Source organism: Roseivivax sp. CAU 1753, assembly GCF_054482575.1.
The window spans coordinates 22,342-37,424 of the sequence record NZ_JBTLRF010000013.1; the positions used below are offsets into that span (position 1 = coordinate 22,342).

18 protein-coding genes are annotated in these 15,083 nt (G+C 57.5%); 11 read left to right on the forward strand and 7 right to left on the reverse strand.

What is annotated here, in order from left to right; all coding sequences use genetic code 11:
- Window positions 1-147: 147 nt before the first annotated feature.
- Window positions 148-1,044 carry a recombinase family protein gene (locus ACXYMN_RS18165; protein ID WP_459015298.1) on the forward strand — a complete coding sequence of 299 codons (897 nt, stop codon included), beginning with the start codon at window positions 148-150 and terminating at the stop codon, window positions 1,042-1,044.
- Here the strand turns inward: ACXYMN_RS18165 and ACXYMN_RS18170 are convergent.
- Together ACXYMN_RS18170 and ACXYMN_RS18175 are read right to left on the reverse strand one after the other, a co-directional pair.
- Window positions 1,028-1,423: a PIN domain-containing protein gene (locus ACXYMN_RS18170; RefSeq protein WP_459015300.1), complete on the reverse strand. Its 396-nt coding sequence runs from the start codon at window positions 1,421-1,423 to the stop codon at window positions 1,028-1,030. The two genes, ACXYMN_RS18165 and ACXYMN_RS18170, sit on opposite strands and share 17 nt — an antisense overlap.
- Complete coding sequence (locus ACXYMN_RS18175) at window positions 1,413-1,640, reverse strand: AbrB/MazE/SpoVT family DNA-binding domain-containing protein (protein ID WP_459015302.1); 228 nt, start codon at window positions 1,638-1,640, stop codon at window positions 1,413-1,415. The genes ACXYMN_RS18170 and ACXYMN_RS18175 overlap by 11 nt, the downstream gene beginning before the upstream one ends.
- A gap of 225 nt (window positions 1,641-1,865) precedes the next feature.
- On the opposite strand from ACXYMN_RS18175, the gene ACXYMN_RS18180 reads away from it, so the two are divergent.
- Together ACXYMN_RS18180 and ACXYMN_RS18185 are read left to right on the forward strand one after the other, a co-directional pair.
- A protein-coding gene (locus tag ACXYMN_RS18180) for an IS5 family transposase (protein WP_459015389.1) occupies window positions 1,866-2,622 on the forward strand; the annotation gives its coding sequence in 2 pieces (ribosomal slippage) (window positions 1,866-2,197 and window positions 2,196-2,622; 759 coding nt in all).
- Between the two features lie 186 nt (window positions 2,623-2,808).
- A complete protein-coding gene (locus ACXYMN_RS18185; protein WP_459015303.1) occupies window positions 2,809-4,821 on the forward strand; it encodes a sensor histidine kinase in 2,013 nt (670 codons plus the stop codon).
- A gap of 40 nt (window positions 4,822-4,861) precedes the next feature.
- Here the strand turns inward: ACXYMN_RS18185 and ACXYMN_RS18190 are convergent, their stop codons facing one another.
- Window positions 4,862-6,187, reverse strand: a complete 1,326-nt coding sequence (locus ACXYMN_RS18190; RefSeq protein ID WP_459015391.1) for a FliI/YscN family ATPase — start codon at window positions 6,185-6,187, stop codon at window positions 4,862-4,864.
- Between the two features lie 38 nt (window positions 6,188-6,225).
- On the opposite strand from ACXYMN_RS18190, the gene flgB reads away from it, so the two are divergent.
- The 8 genes from flgB to ACXYMN_RS18230 are packed head-to-tail and all read left to right on the forward strand — an operon-like array spanning window position 6,226 to window position 12,501.
- On the forward strand, window positions 6,226-6,660 hold the full coding sequence (gene flgB / locus ACXYMN_RS18195; protein ID WP_459015305.1) for a flagellar basal body rod protein FlgB: 435 nt from the start codon (window positions 6,226-6,228) through the stop codon (window positions 6,658-6,660).
- Window positions 6,661-6,680: 20 nt separating this feature from the next.
- Window positions 6,681-7,091: a flagellar basal body rod protein FlgC gene (gene flgC / locus ACXYMN_RS18200; protein ID WP_459015306.1), complete on the forward strand. Its 411-nt coding sequence runs from the start codon at window positions 6,681-6,683 to the stop codon at window positions 7,089-7,091.
- 10 nt (window positions 7,092-7,101) lie between these two features.
- A complete protein-coding gene (locus tag ACXYMN_RS18205) occupies window positions 7,102-7,422 on the forward strand; it encodes a flagellar hook-basal body complex protein FliE (RefSeq protein WP_459015308.1) in 321 nt (106 codons plus the stop codon).
- 11 nt (window positions 7,423-7,433) lie between these two features.
- Entirely contained in the window at window positions 7,434-7,703 is a 270-nt protein-coding gene (fliQ, locus tag ACXYMN_RS18210) for a flagellar biosynthesis protein FliQ (RefSeq protein WP_459015310.1), read from the forward strand.
- A gap of 17 nt (window positions 7,704-7,720) precedes the next feature.
- Window positions 7,721-8,509: a lytic transglycosylase domain-containing protein gene (locus tag ACXYMN_RS18215; RefSeq protein WP_459015312.1), complete on the forward strand. Its 789-nt coding sequence runs from the start codon at window positions 7,721-7,723 to the stop codon at window positions 8,507-8,509.
- Window positions 8,510-8,513: 4 nt separating this feature from the next.
- Window positions 8,514-10,610 (forward strand): flagellar biosynthesis protein FlhA, encoded by a 2,097-nt coding sequence (gene flhA / locus ACXYMN_RS18220; protein ID WP_459015314.1) that lies wholly within the window; start codon window positions 8,514-8,516, stop codon window positions 10,608-10,610.
- A gap of 1 nt (window position 10,611) precedes the next feature.
- Window positions 10,612-11,367, forward strand: coding sequence for a flagellar biosynthetic protein FliR (locus ACXYMN_RS18225; RefSeq protein WP_459015316.1), 756 nt, complete (start codon window positions 10,612-10,614; stop codon window positions 11,365-11,367).
- A gap of 9 nt (window positions 11,368-11,376) precedes the next feature.
- Window positions 11,377-12,501: an EscU/YscU/HrcU family type III secretion system export apparatus switch protein gene (locus ACXYMN_RS18230; RefSeq protein WP_459015318.1), complete on the forward strand. Its 1,125-nt coding sequence runs from the start codon at window positions 11,377-11,379 to the stop codon at window positions 12,499-12,501.
- Between the two features lie 8 nt (window positions 12,502-12,509).
- On the opposite strand, the gene ACXYMN_RS18235 is transcribed toward ACXYMN_RS18230, so the two are convergent.
- The 4 genes from ACXYMN_RS18235 to ACXYMN_RS18250 are packed head-to-tail and all read right to left on the reverse strand — an operon-like array spanning window position 12,510 to window position 15,002.
- A complete protein-coding gene (locus tag ACXYMN_RS18235) occupies window positions 12,510-13,160 on the reverse strand; it encodes a MotE family protein (protein WP_459015320.1) in 651 nt (216 codons plus the stop codon).
- Window positions 13,157-13,540, reverse strand: coding sequence for a flagellar motor switch protein (locus tag ACXYMN_RS18240; protein WP_459015322.1), 384 nt, complete (start codon window positions 13,538-13,540; stop codon window positions 13,157-13,159). Before ACXYMN_RS18240 ends, ACXYMN_RS18235 begins: the two co-directional genes overlap by 4 nt.
- Before the next feature lie 14 nt (window positions 13,541-13,554).
- Window positions 13,555-14,457 (reverse strand): FliM/FliN family flagellar motor switch protein, encoded by a 903-nt coding sequence (locus ACXYMN_RS18245; RefSeq protein ID WP_459015324.1) that lies wholly within the window; start codon window positions 14,455-14,457, stop codon window positions 13,555-13,557.
- The gene (locus ACXYMN_RS18250) at window positions 14,454-15,002 is read right to left on the reverse strand and encodes a flagellar basal body-associated FliL family protein (RefSeq protein WP_459015325.1); all 549 of its coding nucleotides are present in this window, start codon (window positions 15,000-15,002) and stop codon (window positions 14,454-14,456) included. The genes ACXYMN_RS18245 and ACXYMN_RS18250 overlap by 4 nt, the downstream gene beginning before the upstream one ends.
- Between the last annotated feature and the right edge of the window lie 81 nt (window positions 15,003-15,083).

The window sequence follows — 15,083 nt, forward strand, 5'->3', positions numbered from 1 at the left end:
CTATCTAGCTAGATATATCATTTGCAGGAGGTCCAATGTCAAGGTGAGAGAAAGACGATTGAGCGGCGCTAGCCCAGATATCACGACACCATCACGCGTAGTCGGTCGTTTATTGGCCGTATGTGAAATTGCAAACGGCCCGTTTTCATGCCCCTGATAGGCTATGCCCGCGTTTTCACAGAGGATCAGACCCCCCTGCCCCAGTCCGAGGCGCTGCAATCTGCGGGCTGTGCCGAGATCTTTGAAGAGCACGCCTCAGGCGGTAATCGCGCGCGTCCTGTGCTCGCGCGTGTGCTCGAACGCGTCCAGAGCGGCGATATGCTGGTCGTTGTGCGGATCGACCGGCTTGCGCGGTCTCTGTCGCACTTGCTGGAGGTGATCGAGCGTCTGGAGGCCAAAGGAGCTTCCTTCCGCGCGCTGCAGGATCCAATCGACACCGCCTCCCCTCAAGGAAAATTCACATTGCAGGTTCTGGGCGCCGCGGCCGAGTTCGAGCGCGCGCTGATACGTGAGCGCACAAAGGCCGGGCTCGCCTCTGCGCGCGCCAAAGGGCGCGTTGGTGGCAATCCTGGGCTTCGCACCAAAGACCCCGCCGCGCTGCGCAAGGTGCGGCTGGCACGACAGGACGGCTACATGGAGCGCCTGAACGAAACCGCGCAGGATTTGCTGCCCCATGTGCGCCGCCTGCGCCCCGATATGGCTTGGGAAGACGTGCTGCGGATCATTAATGGCCCCCTGCCCCACGACCGGCACTGGACCCAAAGCCGCCTACTCCGTGCTGTGAAAGCCTTTGTCCGCGACGGGTTTCTGCCCGGTGATGTGCTGGGCCGCGCCGGACGCCGCGAATCCGACGATCGCCTGCCCGCTATCGTGGCCGGCATCAAGGGCGCGGACCCGGACATCACGCTTCATGCGATCTGTGATCGGCTGGAGTCAATGCGTGAGCGCACACCACGTGGACGGACAAGTTGGCAACCGTCCTCTGTTAAGATGTTGCTCGAACGAGCGGAACGACTTGGGTTGGTGGTCAGGCAAATGGATTGACGATGCGCAGCCGGTTTTCGATGAACAATCCGTCGTGCATGTCCTCGCTCCACAGGGTCGTGCACCCGGCTATCAGTGCGGCAGACACGATCATCGCGTCATAGACCGATAGCTGGTACTTCTCTGCCAACGCGCGACCCACTTGATGGGTTTGAACCGTCAGGTCCTCGACCGGGCACAGAGACTGGATACCCTCGAAAAACGCTCCAGTATCCTCCCAACTGAGCCCAGCTTTCCGCCGGCAATTGACCATCGCTTCGTTGAGGACCTGGACGCTGATCCGAGGTCCCTGCCCCAGAATATCCTCTGCCCTATCCGCCTTTGGGCCATCGTTAAGCAGGTAAAGCACAACATTCGTGTCAGCGAATTCAGCGCTCATGCGCGGCGTCGCGGCTTAGACGCGCGTCCCTGGGCAGTTTTCCGCGAAACCGCCTTAGCTCTTGCAGGACTTCATCGGCGCGAGGTTGGCGCCTGACCAGAATGGTTCCATCGTCCTTTACCAGGTCGATCTGATCGCCTTCCTTTAGGCCCAGTTCCCGCACAAGTTCTGCGGGCAGCCGGACGGCGAGGGAGTTCCCCCATTTGGCAACTTGCATGTTGACCTCTCAGGCGCGGATAAACATCGGACTATGTATATCTAAAAACATCTAGAGGCAAGCTTTGGTTCGTTCAAGGCATTCGTCGGATCTGCGCGTAGAGCAGCGCAGGTTCTCCCCATAAGGTGCTTGCCAATGATGTACTGGACCTAGGGTCTGGACCCATTAATCGGCTTGTGACCATCTTGCCGGCGTGATTCATGCTCCCGAACTGATGGGGGCATGATGAGCGATCTTTTCTGGCTGAGCGACGAGCAGATGGCACGGCTGCGGCCGTTCTTTCCGAAGAGTCATGGCAAACCGAGGGTCGATGATCGGCGGGTCTTGAGCGGGATAATCTTCATCAATCGCAATGGCTTGCGTTGGTCCGATGCGCCGCCGGAGTATGGTCCTGCGAAGACGCTCTACAACCGATGGAAACGCTGGAGCGACATGGGCGTTTTCGCCCGGATGATGGAGGGGCTAGCTTCCGAGGCCGCAGACCGGAAGACGGTGATGATCGACGCCACCTATCTCAAGGCGCACCGCTCGGCTTCGAGCCTGCGGTTGAAAAAGGGGGCGTGGCAGACTGATAGGGCGGACGAAGGGTGGCATGAACACCAAGTTGCATGCCGTCACGGACGCGAACGGGCGCCCGATCAAGTTCTTCATGAGTGCCGGCCAGGTGAGCGACTACACCGGTGCGGCGGCCCTGCTGAGCAGCCTGCCTGAGGCCGAATGGCTGTTGGCCGATCGGGGCTATGACGCCGACTGGTATCGTGAAGCCCTGCAGGGCAAGAGCATAAAGCCCTGCATCCCGGGCCGGAAGTCCCGAGGCAAGCCCGCCAAATACGACAAGCGCCGCTACAAGCGGCGCAATCGTATCGAGATCATGTTCGGCAAGCTCAAGGACTGGCGCCGCGTCGCGACCCGCTATGACAGATGCCCGAAAGTTTTCATGTCCGCCGTCGCCCTCGCAGCGGCTGTAATCTTCTGGCTCTGAAAATTAACGAGTCTGGAGCCTAGCTTACGTCAGTGTCCGAATTTTTGGGGGTAGCTCACCATTCGTTGAAGAACAGCAACATCTGACCAACCTTTTGCAAACCACCGAAATTTTCATTCGAAACAATCCACGGTTGTGCCAGAATCGCAATCAAACCAAAAAACGCGATTATTGAGGACATCTGGCATGGCTTTTACTGGTCGCAAGACCCACCTACGCTACGCACTATCGGCATTGGCCTGCATCGGCGCGGTCATCGCAGCGAGCCTCTTCACGAACAATCTCCTGCTCGAACGAGAACGAACACAGGTTCGGCTGGAGCTTCGTGACGACGCACAGTTGATCCGCATGGAATTGGAACGTGATCTTCAAAGCCTTGCACAAGTCGCAAATGGAGTGTCGGCGGCGATCTCGCGCGACCCGGACATCGACCAGGACGTGTTCTCAAAAATCGTTTCCCGCGTGATTCAGGATGACGCAAGCGCCGGGCACAAGTTGGAAATCCTCAATATCGCGGCCTCGTCCGATTTAATCGTGCGTTTCACCTATCCCTACGAACGCAACAAGGATGTGGTAGGCGTGGATTATCGCGACGTCCCAGAGCAGCGTGAAATGATCGAGCGAGTCAAAAAGAGTGGCCGCTTGTTGCTGACCGATCCAGTTGAGCTTGTTCAGGGCGGTCGGGGAATAATCGCACGAGTCCCCGTTTCGGAGTTTGATAGCGGCAATATCTGGGGCGTGATTTCCGTTGTGGGATCACTCTCGGCGATCTTCGGCCACGCTGAAGACACCGCACGGGAACTGGGCCTTAGCTTTGCAGTCTACAAGACCGAGACGTCGTGGCCGATATTTGGCGAGCCAAGCGTTTACGCGAAGGACCCGTTGAACGTTCCGGTTCAAGTTCCGGGCGGCGAAACGTGGAATATGTCAGTCGTCCCAGCTTCCGGCTGGCCGGTTTCACCTTCAAACGCGGTTTTTACCTGGATCACCTATAGCTTGCTTGGTGCTATGGCATTCGTCACACTCACGCTGTTTTATCGTGCCGCTGATGCACGTCAGCTTGCCGAAAAGCAATTGCGGCTAGCCATCGATGGGATCGCCGACGGATTTGCAATTTATGATCCGCAGGACCGGCTGGTTATCTGTAATGATGCGTATCGGCGTTTTTATCCGAGATCCGCAAAAAAAATGGTCGCCGGTACGACTTTTAGAGACATCATCCAGTATGGAATTGATCATGGCGAATACCTCGACGCAATCGGCTGCGAAGAGGAATGGCTCGATCAACGTTTGGCGGCGCATAAATGCGCCGAACACTCCGTCGTTCAGCGCTTGGCAGATGGGCGTTGGCTCAAAGTTTTCGAACGCCGCCTGACGGACGGCAGCATCGTCGGTTTTCGTGTAGATATCTCTGAATTGATGGAAGCCAGGGAGGCTGCCGAAGCGGGGAGCCGCGCAAAATCCCTATTCCTCGATCGAATGAGTCACGAACTGCGCACCCCACTTGCGATCTTGTTGGGGTATCTGTCGTTTATCGAGCAGCCGTCCAAAATTGCGAGCTACAAGAGAATGCTTGAGGCATGCGACCCCGAAGACGCCGCTGAATTCGAGAAGAACATTTCCACCCATGCCGGTCGAATCCGCAAGTCCGGCAAGCAACTCTTGGGGATGGTGGACAGGGTGCTGGATATATCTGAAACCGAGCGGCGCTCAGGCCAGAACGCTCCAGAAGTCCTGCCGCTCGATGACATCCTCTTTTCTGCGACCAACAATATCGAATGGTCACCTCAAAGCAGACCGACGGTTCACATGCCGGATGGCACCCGAGTCGCGGTGCTGGCCGATGGCGATGCGCTTTCTAACGCACTCACCGCTGTGTTCCGGCATTGCTATGACGCATTTCCTGACGGCAAGGTGGACATCACGGTCAAGCAATACACGGCTTCAATCGAATTGTTCGTCGACACACGCGGGAAACGGGCAGTGTCCGTCCTGGAGGCCAAAGTTTTTCATAGGGCATTTGAGGCGCTTGACTCGAAGCGAGGCTCTGAGATGAGCCTTGACTTGGCAATTGCTGAACGTCTGATCGCTCAGGCGCGCGGCGGGTTTTTTTACAAACGACTTAGCGACACGCAAGACCGCATAGAAATATCCATACCACGTGCGCACCTTGAACTTGTTCAGAACAACGCTGCCTAGTATTGGCAAACACGCAGAAGATGGTCGGAGATCGTGCGCGCTATTTTTTGCATTCATTCAATAGGCTATCAATCGCCGTGAAGACTTCTTTCGAAGGGACACGGGCTTCAATACTCTGTTGAAAATATTCCTCTGCGCGTTCCGCAATCCTTATCGATTGGTCCAAAACAGCATCGGTCCCCGACTTATATACCCCAAGCCGAACCAAGTCTTCCATCTCTCCGTAGCGGGAAATGGCGCGACGCAGTTCAAGCATGAGTTCGTTCTCCGCCGTCGAGTGGCAATGGGGCAGCATTCTTGATAGGCTTTTTTCTATATCCACAGCAGGAAAGCGCCCGCGCTCTGCCACACGTCGAGAAAGTAGGATATGACCGTCCAAAGTGCCTCTAACGGCGTCCACAATCGGGTCATTGGGATCATCGCCATCCATCAAGACCGTATAGAGCGCCGTAATGTTGCCCTGCCCTTCCCCACCGGGCCCGGCGCGTTCCAGCAATTGAGGAAGCTGGGAGAAGACTGTCGGGGGGTAGCCGCGTGCAGCTGGTGGCTCGCCCAAGCTTAGACCGATTTCACGGTGTGCATGAGCAAACCTTGTGACACTATCCACCAGAAGAAGGACGTTCTGTCCCGCATCGCGGAACGCCTCGGCGACGCTTGTCGCCGTCAAGGCAGCCTGCCGCCGCATTAGCGGTGCTTCATCCCCGGTGGCAACGACCAGAACGGCACGCGCCATTCCTTCCTTGCCCAAAGCGTTTCCAATGAAGTCCCGGACCTCGCGACCGCGTTCGCCAACCAACGCGACAACCACTACATCCGCTTCAGCCTGCCGCGTCATCATGGATAGAAGTGTTGATTTCCCAACCCCCGAACCGGCGAAGACCCCCATCCGCTGCCCCTGGCAAAGTGGTGCGAAAACGTCCACCACTTTTATGCCGGTTTCAATCCGGGCACCGACTGCGCGACGCTTGAATGGCGATGGAACCCTCGCATGAAGGGGCTTTTCCGGTGCGTCCTGCGGCAACGGACCACGATCGTCGATCGGCTCTGCCAAGGCATTGATGACACGCCCGATCCACCCTCGTCCCGGCCGAATGCCACCATGAGTCGGAAGGTGCTCGACTTCGGCACCGGGACCGACGCCGGTCCAATCGCCGAACGGCAACAGATGCGATCCGCGCCGGTCGACCGCAACAACTTCGCCAAGAACGGACTCGCTTGCCTTGCGGATGCGACAGCGTGACCCGACCCCCAATATCCGCTCAAGCCCGACCACGGTGGCGCGCAGGCCGACCACCTCGCTTACACGGCCAACGCAGCGCACAGTAGTCACCTCCCTCACAGCGGAAGCAAGATTAGAAATGGACATTTGCAAGAACAACCTCGTATAGACGAAGGATTAAAGCCATGTTAATCCTTGGCGGACATGGGAGCAAGAGCATGAATTTTGATTCGATCTCGCTTTTCGACCTTGCGTCAAAGCGCCTGAACTGGCTGGCCGAGCGCCAGCAGGTCGTTTCGGAAAATGTCGCGAACGCCGACACGCCCGGCTTCCGCGCACAGGACGTCGTACCATTTGAAGAGCTGCTAGAACGGCCAACGATCAGCACGAGCCTCGCGACGACGCAGGCGGGACATCTTACGGGAAATTTGGGATCATATACGGCCGCTGCGGTCATCGCGGACGAAACGGCTTGGGAGAAGAGCATCAACGGCAACACGGTCGTACTTGAACAGCAGATCATCAAGGCGACCGAAATCGAAGACGGATACCAGTTGGCCACCGACCTATACCGGAAAGCTCATCAATTGCTTACCCTAGCGACGACCGGGCGCAGATAGAAAGCCAAGGAGGCGGCAACATGGACCCGCTCAAATCTATATCGTCGATCGCAGCCAGCGGCATGCTCGCACAAGGCACGCGTATCAAGGTCGTGGCAGAGAACGTAGCCAACGCCGATACGCGCGGCACGACGCCCGGCGCAGATCCCTATCGCCGAAAAACCATCTCATTCGCCGAAATGGTCGACCGTGAGGTCGGCGCATCCATGGTTGAGGTAAGCGACATCGGTCGCGATCAAGGCGACTTCGACCTTCGGCATGACCCATCGCATCCCGGTGCGGATGCGGATGGGTTCGTGAAAGTGCCGAACGTGAACACATTCTTGGAAATGGCGGATCTCCGGGAGGCATCACGAAGCTATGAGGCCAACATGAACATGTTCGAAGCGGGACGCCGAATGCGTACCCGTATCCTCGATTTATTGAAGTGACCGAACCAAAATGAGCGACACAGTCTTCTCAACCAACGCAGCACTTGGCGCATATCGCACGCTGCAAAAGATGCCCGCAGCCGCTCAGGAGCCGGAGACGGCCCAACCCGTTGGTCAGGACTTCGCCAATGTTCTTGCCGAGGCGGGCAAAAACGCGATCGCAGATGCTCAGAGCGCAGAGAACGTCATGACGTCCGGGTTGGCCGGCGGCCATTCGACCCAGGAAATCGTGCAGGCCACACTCGAACTCGAACAGACGGTTCAACTCGCCGTATCCGTTCGGGACAAGTTCGTCGAAGCCTATCAAGAAATCATGCGGATGCCGATCTGAAGGATGGCGCGATGACCGAAACCGAAGTCTATGAATTTACATCCGACATGCTTTGGGTGGTCATTATCGCTTCGGCTCCGGTGCTTGTTGTGGCGCTTGTCGTGGGCCTTGTGATCGCTTTGTTCCAGGCGCTTACGCAAGTCCAGGAAATGACGCTCACCTTCGTGCCGAAGATCATTGTGATCTTCCTGACCCTCGTGGCGAGCACCCCCTTCATTTATGCGACGCTGGCCACTTTGTCCGAAAAGGGCTTTGATGCAATCGCCAGTGGCGGTCTGTGACGGTGCGGATCTCGCTTGTGACATTCGGCATAGCCCTGATCTGCCTCGGGCTTGTTTTGCCGGGGCCTGCTGACGCATGGCGTGAACTCTACCGACCGATACAGCGTGCTGACCCGGCGCAACCTAGCTACGGACGCGGCGCGCGCCCGCCCGAAAGCGTGTGTATTGCCGAGATATTGGCCGCCCAGACGCGCCACGGGATACCAAATAACCTTTTGCTGGGGCTTGGCCTGCAAGAGGCCGGGACAAAGCGCAAAGGCGTTCTGACAGTTTGGCCCTATGCGGTGAATTCGGAAGGCCGGGGTCGAATCTTCAACACGCGAAAGGAAGCCTTGGATTTTGTGCGATCTGAACAACGCAACGGTGTGCAGTCGATTGATGTCGGCTGTATGCAGATCAATCTTCGCTGGCATCCAAAAGCATTCTCGACCCTTGAGGGCGGGTTTGATCCCGCCCGTAACATCGACTACGCGGCGCGGTTCCTGCGGCGCCTGTATCAAGAAAGCGGCGACTGGAACCTCGCGGTTGGCAATTACCATTCAAGGACGCCAGAAAAGCGGGCCATTTACTCGCGGCGCGCGCAGCGCAACATCGCCGTCGCAAATGAGCGGATCGAAGCATTTCGATCATTGGCGTCGAGATCCGCGACGACATCAGTGCGAGAAGTACAACCGAAGGCACAGCCTCAGACCTCGAAGGTGAAGACTTTGTGGAGCACCGGCGGAGGCGGAACGGACACCCGCTTCACACCCTACGGTCACTACGAGCTTCAGCCAATCCTACCAATTTTGGCGCGGGGCAATTGAACTCATGTCAGACCTGTCATCCCCTGAACACCGGACAACCGCTCTAGAGCACGGGCTCGCCAACCGCGATGTCGCTTTTGCCATCGCGGTCACGCTGATCCTCGGAGTGTTGTTCGTTCCGCTGCCACCGGCCTTCCTGGACTTCGGACTGGCGGTCTCGTTGTCTTTGTCTGTTCTGATCCTGATGGTAGCGCTCTGGATCCAGAAACCCTTGGAATTCAACTCCTTCCCGACTCTTCTTCTTGTGGTCACGATGCTTCGATTGTCACTTAATGTTGCATCCACGCGACTGATCCTGTCGGAAGGCCACACAGGCAGCGGCGCGGCCGGCGGCGTGATCGAGGGGTTCTCTCGGTTCATCGTGGCCGGCTCGTTTGCCATTGGGATCGTGATTTTCATCATTCTGGTGGTGATCAATTTCATCGTAATCACCAAGGGTTCCACGCGGATTGCGGAGGTATCGGCGCGCTTCTCACTCGATGCCATGCCGGGCAAGCAGATGGCCATCGATGCCGATCTCGGCGCTGGGTTGATCGATGAGAAACAGGCCCAAGCCAGGCGACGTCAGCTTGAGAACGAAAGCAGCTTCTTTGGGGCGATGGACGGTGCATCGAAATTCGTTCGGGGCGATGCGGTCGCGGGAATTATCATTACGCTTGTGAATGTCGTCGGCGGAATTCTGATCGGCATCCTTCAATACGACATGTCGATTGGTAGCGCAGCGAGTGCATATACGACTTTGACAATCGGCGATGGTCTCGTGAGTCAGGTCCCCGCACTGATTGTCTCGCTGGCCGCGGGTCTGATCGTCACCAAGGGCGGTACCATCGGTGCGACCAATGAAGTCGTCCTGTCACAGTTGGGCCGGTTTCCCAAGGCACTTTACATGTCGGGAGCGCTGCTCATTTTGATGGGTCTTTTGCCTGGTTTCCCTCTGCCGATCTTTGCCCTGCTCGCTGTTCTCCTGGCCGGGCTGGGCGTTCACATGCAGCGCGTCGATGCCACCGCCAAGAAGACCGCGTCGGATGAGGAACTTCGTGCAAATATCGCTCAGCCCCTAAGCGAAGAAGATGCGCTGAAGGAATCGCTGAAGGTCGATGCTCTTTGCCTTGAACTTGGCAGCGCCTTGATCCCCCTCTCTGACAGTGGGGATGCTGCGCTACCGGGCAAGATCAAGAGCTTGAGAGGCTTTTTCGCCCGCGAATACGGCTTCGTCTTGCCGACGGTGCGTATTCGCGATGAATCCAGCCTCGCACTCAACGAGTACCGCGTTCTGGTACACGGGGTCGAAGCCGCGAAAGGTGAGGTACGTCCGACCGGGTGCATGGTGCTGACGCCTGACGAACGCCCCGAAGGGATCGCGGGAACCCCCGCAAAAGACCCCACCTTCGGTTTGGAAGCGCTTTGGGTCGATGCCGAAAATGCTCGCATCGCCGAAGATCGCGGATTGACGGTTGTCGACCCCGAAAGCGTTTTGACGACCCATCTCACTGAAATCGCGAAGGACCATATGGCGGAACTCGTCACCTTCTCAGACGCCAAAGCGGCCGTCGACAGGCTTGACCGCGACTATCAAAAACTCCTGACGGATCTGTCGATCCCGAACCCGGTGATCATGCTGGAAAGGATGCTGCAAAGCCTGCTGGCGGAGCGGATTTCAGTGCGGAACTTGCCGCTGATCATCGAGGCCATTGCGGAAGCCACCCGTTCGACACAAAACGAACGGAAAATTCTGGATCACGTGCGGCAAAGGCTCTCCAAGCAGATCTGTTCGACGATGCAGGGACTTGACGGGTTCGTGCCGGTGATTGGGCTTAGCCCACCCTGGGAGCGCGAGCTTCTGGAATCGCTGACCACTCGTGGAGACGAGACAACATTTACCATGTCCCCAAAACGCGTTCAGGATTTCCTTTTAGACGCGCGGAGGGAGATCCAGTCGCATGCGCAATCCAATACGTGGCCAGCGATTTTGGTATCCGCGGAGCTCCGCGGGTACATTCGTTCGATGCTTGAACGCGTTAGTCCAGCGACGCCCGTTCTCTCGCATGCAGAGGTGCATCGGAAGGCGTTGTTGCGCACAGTCGGGCAGATAGGCAGCTGATATGGATCTGTCCGACTTTCTGACATCACAGATCCTAGGCTTTGCAACGGTGTTCGCAAGAATTGGCGGCGTGTTCATGTTCATGCCCGGCTTTGGAGAAAGCAGCATTCCGGTCCGCCATCGCCTCGCATTGGCGCTGTTGCTTTCCATCGCGCTCTCCCCTGCCCTCCTTATTGGTCCCCTCGATTTAACATCGCAGGCCAAAGTGCTGGCAGTGTTAGCGACCGAAGTGACGCTTGGCCTCTGGTTCGGGCTGACCGCGCGCATTGTTCTCAGCGCACTGGATTTTGCCGGATACCAGATCGGGATGATGGCGAGCCTCGCCAACGCCCTATCGCCCAGCGTGGGTGCATTCGAGGGGGCCACCCTTGTCGCATCAACGCTGATGCTTGCCGGGACCGCACTGATTTTCGCCACTGACCTCCATCACGTTATCATCTCTGCACTGATCCGGTCGTATGTTGTTTTTCCGGTGGGCGGCATTATGCCCGGCGATCTCGCTGATCAGATCGTCGGAGCTACCGCCACAAGCTTTTACGTCGGCATTTCAATCGTTGCGCCGTTCTACGTTCTGTCCGTCGTCCTGCAAGTTGGCCTGGGTTTGGCCAACCGGTTGATGCCAACGATGCCGGTCTTCTTTGTTGCAATGCCAGTGCTGCTTGGCTCCGGCCTACTGGTTTTGGCTATTGCAGTTCCATCGCTCTTGTCAGGCGTCATCAGCGCGCTTGCCGAGTGGCTCGGCTCTCTAAAGTTCTAAGGGGCTCACATGGCCGAGAATGACGAAGACCGCGACAATCGCACCGAAGAACCGACCGAGCGAAAACTCGAGAAGGCTCGCGAAAAAGGCGATGTGCCAAGTTCCAAAGAGCCAGGCAACATGATGATTGCGCTGTCTCTTTTCGTGCTCGCCTCGCTCATTCTACCGACCACAGGTCCACAACTGGCTGAGGCCTTCTCATTCTACCTGTCAATCTCGGGCACCGTTAATATCGGAACAGCCGCAGAAGGGGTCGCCGATACCGGGAACTTGATGCGCCACCTCCTTTTTGCCGTCGCGGTCATCTTGGGTCCGGTGTTTGGCGTCATGATCGCTCTGGCAATCTTCGGAGTGCTGATCCAAGGCGAAGTCGTAGTATCCTCAGAACGCATTCGCCCGAAACTGTCGAAAATCTCGCCTATCGGTGGGCTCAAGCGGCTCTTCTCGAAAGATACATTGGTCGAATTCGCGAAGAACCTCGCGAAAATAGCGACCGTGACCGCGATCGGCACCTTCATCACCAATGCAGCCGTGACCAGACTTTGGCGCGGTTCGGCTTTCTCACCAGAGGCGCTTCCGCCGCTGCTTCTGCATGAAGTGGCGAAGGTGTTTCTGTGGACGTCAGCATTGCTAGTCCCCTTGGCCATTTTGGACATTCTCTGGAAGCGTTATCAGTGGCATCAGAAACAACGCATGACGATCAAGGAATTGCGTGACGAAATGAAGGATTCCGACGGCGACCCGCAAATCCGGCGTCGCCGAGATGAAATCCGCCGCAAGCGCCTGCGTGATCAATTCGCCAAGAGCGTGCCGACGGCCACTGTCATCCTGACAAACCCGACCCATCTCGCAGTCGCATTGCGCTACGAGCAGGGCGTCGATGCGACCCCAGTTTGCGTTGCGAAGGGTGCCGATCTGATGGCCGCGCAAATCCGAAAGATCGCGCAGGAAAACGATATTCCCGTCATCGAGAACAAGCCGCTGACGCGCGCGCTCTATCCTGTTGTAGAGGTCTCTGACCGGATTCCGGAGGATCATTGGCGCGCCGTGGCCGAGATCATCCGCTATGTGTTCGAGCTGCAAAAGAACATCTCGACCAAGCCGCCGATCGCGTCGATGCCTCGTGACAATTGATCGCGGTCTTAGCGCAATTTGATGCCTCTGAGGTCCTGATCGCCTGGCAATTGCGCCCGTTCGAGCAGGATCTTGGAAATTGCGCGGGCACGGATATCGCTCAGATCCGCCAAGATCGGTGCTGCATCCCGTTCCCGCATGGTCCCAAGAACCATAACAGTCACTTCAAGATCCATGTCGTCCATGATCCGCGCTGCGTCCGCCGGCTTCATCGCTGAATAGAGGGCGACCAGCCGGTCCAGATCGGCCGTTTGGCGGGCTTCCGCACGCTCAAGCAGACCAGAAAGTTCCTGACGTAGCTCTTCGAGACGTGCGGCTTTCACATCAACCGCTTCTTGTTTAATCGCAATCTCGACCGCGCGCTCTTCGAGGCGGACACGTTCTGCCTGAATCAAGGCCTGTTCCTCTTTGATCGTATCGAGGAGCATCTCCGGTATTTCGCAGCCATTGGCCAAGATGTTGCTTACACTTGCCGGCTCCCGGGACTTCGGGGCGGGATCGTCGTCGCTCTCGGCAGCCTCTGCCCATCCAACAAACCCACTGCTCGGTGTGGTTGGCGGCGATGTCGCTTCACCTTGGGGCAACGTCGAGATCGCCAGTCTCAGCACTACCGTCGACCCCAACAACGCCAACAGGCATTGTGACCTTGTCAGTTTCATGCCTGACGACTCCGCGCGGTTTCAAAGAAATCACGGACGAGGTCGGCCTTGCCGTCCACGTTTTTGACCCCGCTGGGCTTGGCTGGCGGAACTGGCGTCTCCACCCGGCGCGATCTGAAGGACAGCAAACTGCTCGGGCGGTCCATCTCTTGTTCCGCTTTGGGCGCGGCGGCAGGGATGGCATCCGGCTCGAAGTCGGACCGCAATGCGGAGACGGAATCTTCGGACCGATCAACCGCGATCGAGAAATCTTCGACCGTCGGTTTCAATTCACGGAGGGCATTCGTCAATCGACGAACACGTCGGTCAAGAACCATACCGAAGCCGATCGCGACGACCAGAAGCGCGACGATGACGATATCTATGAACTCTCCGACCATGGTATTGTTCTCCTCTATGCAAGATTGACGCTGGTGATGCGAACCGCGGTAGAACCTGACCTTCGCCGCCCGACGGAACCGCGGGCTACAACCCGTCCGCTCGTGGCCAACTGGATCTCGTCTTCGGAAGACACCCCAAGATCCAGCACTTGGCCGCGACGCCAGGTCAGCATCTCGCCCAGCGGCACGTTCATTTGACGCAAAATTGCAGTAAGCTTCACACTTGTCTCAGAAATCGCGCCTTGAATATTGGTGCGCCATTCGTCGTCCTGGCCTATATTCTCGCCGGTGGAGAGCACCGATAGGTTCTCCCGGGTGTGGTGCAGCGCAGCATGGGGCAGCATGAAAATCACGGCGCCTCCACGCCCGTCCAGATCAATCGAGAGTGCCACCGACGTTGCCGGGCTTTGGGCTGGAGCAATCATTGACGCCTGCGGACTGCTCTCAAAGTGAGCCAGCGAAAACCGCACCTTATCGATAGGCGCAAAGGCTGTTTCCAACTCTGAAAGTATAGTCTCGGTAACCTGTTGCGCGAGCCGTTTCTCGATTGAGGTGAAGGTCCTTGGGCTCCATTCGGCCGGTGCCGCAGAACGCCCACCAAGCAGCACTTCCAGAAGGGAAAAAAGCAGCTTTGGCTCCAGTGCGACGAGGAACTGTCCGCTCCACTGGTCTGCGTCGCAAATTGCGGTCAGCCAAGCGGCATCTATCTGGCCGATAATATCGCCTGCCGTCTTATAATCGACGCCCATAATGCTGGTTTCAGCCTGGATACCGCTGAATGAGCGCAGTGAGCCGGCAAGCCCCTGCGCCAGTCGATCGAATATTCGCTCCAGCATCGGCAGGCGCTCGATGTTTTCCGCAGCGGCGCGGATGATGTCCTCTTCGATGGCGTACCGTTTTGGCTCAGCGACATTCATTGGATCACCAGGTCTGCGAACAGCACCTCTCGGGGTGCTTCTGTTTCCGCCACGATCCGTGCGCGGCGCAGCAACTCGGACTTCAGAAGCGCAACTCCGGCGCTGCCGGCCAGATCATCTTCGTGAAGCTGGCGCAGGAAGTCTTGCATGGCGTCACGGATAAAGATCTTGCGCTGCACGAGGCGCTCGACGCCCTCCGCCTCGGGGTTGATCGCCAAAGCGATGTTCACCTTCAGAAAGCGCGACGTTCGGCGGCCTGTCGCTGTGACCGAGGTGATATTTACGATCATCTCATCGAAAGGCATCAATTCGACCAGCCCGCTGTCTTTCGGCGCATCGGTTTCGCCGTCACTTTCAGTCTTCTCGGGATCTTTGCTGGACCCTTCGTCAGCCGCGCCTGTCACCATGGCAAGCATACGATCCGGACCGATAGCGACAACCGCGCCCCCAATAGCGGCCAGCGACGACAAAACGACCGCGGCGATCACGATCCGCCCGCGCTTTGGCTTCGCAGCCGTGCCGTCGCTTTCGTCGTCGTTTTCCATACCACACCCGCATTTTATTCTTGTCTAATCTTGAACAATATTTGTTTGACCTGCAAGCTATAAGTGTGCAGAACTTGTTTT

Coding starts and splice junctions, on each gene's coding strand:
- ACXYMN_RS18175 (WP_459015302.1), bottom strand. CDS start 1,640: ATGCAAGTTGCCAAATGGGGGAACTCCCTCGCCGTCCGGCTGCCCGCA.
- ACXYMN_RS18230 (WP_459015318.1), top strand. CDS start 11,377: ATGGCCGAGAATGACGAAGACCGCGACAATCGCACCGAAGAACCGACC.
- ACXYMN_RS18190 (WP_459015391.1), bottom strand. CDS start 6,187: ATGTCCATTTCTAATCTTGCTTCCGCTGTGAGGGAGGTGACTACTGTG.
- ACXYMN_RS18240 (WP_459015322.1), bottom strand. CDS start 13,540: ATGGTCGGAGAGTTCATAGATATCGTCATCGTCGCGCTTCTGGTCGTC.
- flgB (WP_459015305.1), top strand. CDS start 6,226: ATGTTAATCCTTGGCGGACATGGGAGCAAGAGCATGAATTTTGATTCG.
- flhA (WP_459015314.1), top strand. CDS start 8,514: ATGTCAGACCTGTCATCCCCTGAACACCGGACAACCGCTCTAGAGCAC.
- ACXYMN_RS18245 (WP_459015324.1), bottom strand. CDS start 14,457: ATGAATGTCGCTGAGCCAAAACGGTACGCCATCGAAGAGGACATCATC.
- ACXYMN_RS18185 (WP_459015303.1), top strand. CDS start 2,809: ATGGCTTTTACTGGTCGCAAGACCCACCTACGCTACGCACTATCGGCA.
- flgC (WP_459015306.1), top strand. CDS start 6,681: ATGGACCCGCTCAAATCTATATCGTCGATCGCAGCCAGCGGCATGCTC.
- ACXYMN_RS18170 (WP_459015300.1), bottom strand. CDS start 1,423: ATGAGCGCTGAATTCGCTGACACGAATGTTGTGCTTTACCTGCTTAAC.
- ACXYMN_RS18235 (WP_459015320.1), bottom strand. CDS start 13,160: ATGAAACTGACAAGGTCACAATGCCTGTTGGCGTTGTTGGGGTCGACG.
- fliQ (WP_459015310.1), top strand. CDS start 7,434: ATGACCGAAACCGAAGTCTATGAATTTACATCCGACATGCTTTGGGTG.
- ACXYMN_RS18225 (WP_459015316.1), top strand. CDS start 10,612: ATGGATCTGTCCGACTTTCTGACATCACAGATCCTAGGCTTTGCAACG.
- ACXYMN_RS18165 (WP_459015298.1), top strand. CDS start 148: ATGCCCCTGATAGGCTATGCCCGCGTTTTCACAGAGGATCAGACCCCC.
- ACXYMN_RS18250 (WP_459015325.1), bottom strand. CDS start 15,002: ATGGAAAACGACGACGAAAGCGACGGCACGGCTGCGAAGCCAAAGCGC.
- ACXYMN_RS18205 (WP_459015308.1), top strand. CDS start 7,102: ATGAGCGACACAGTCTTCTCAACCAACGCAGCACTTGGCGCATATCGC.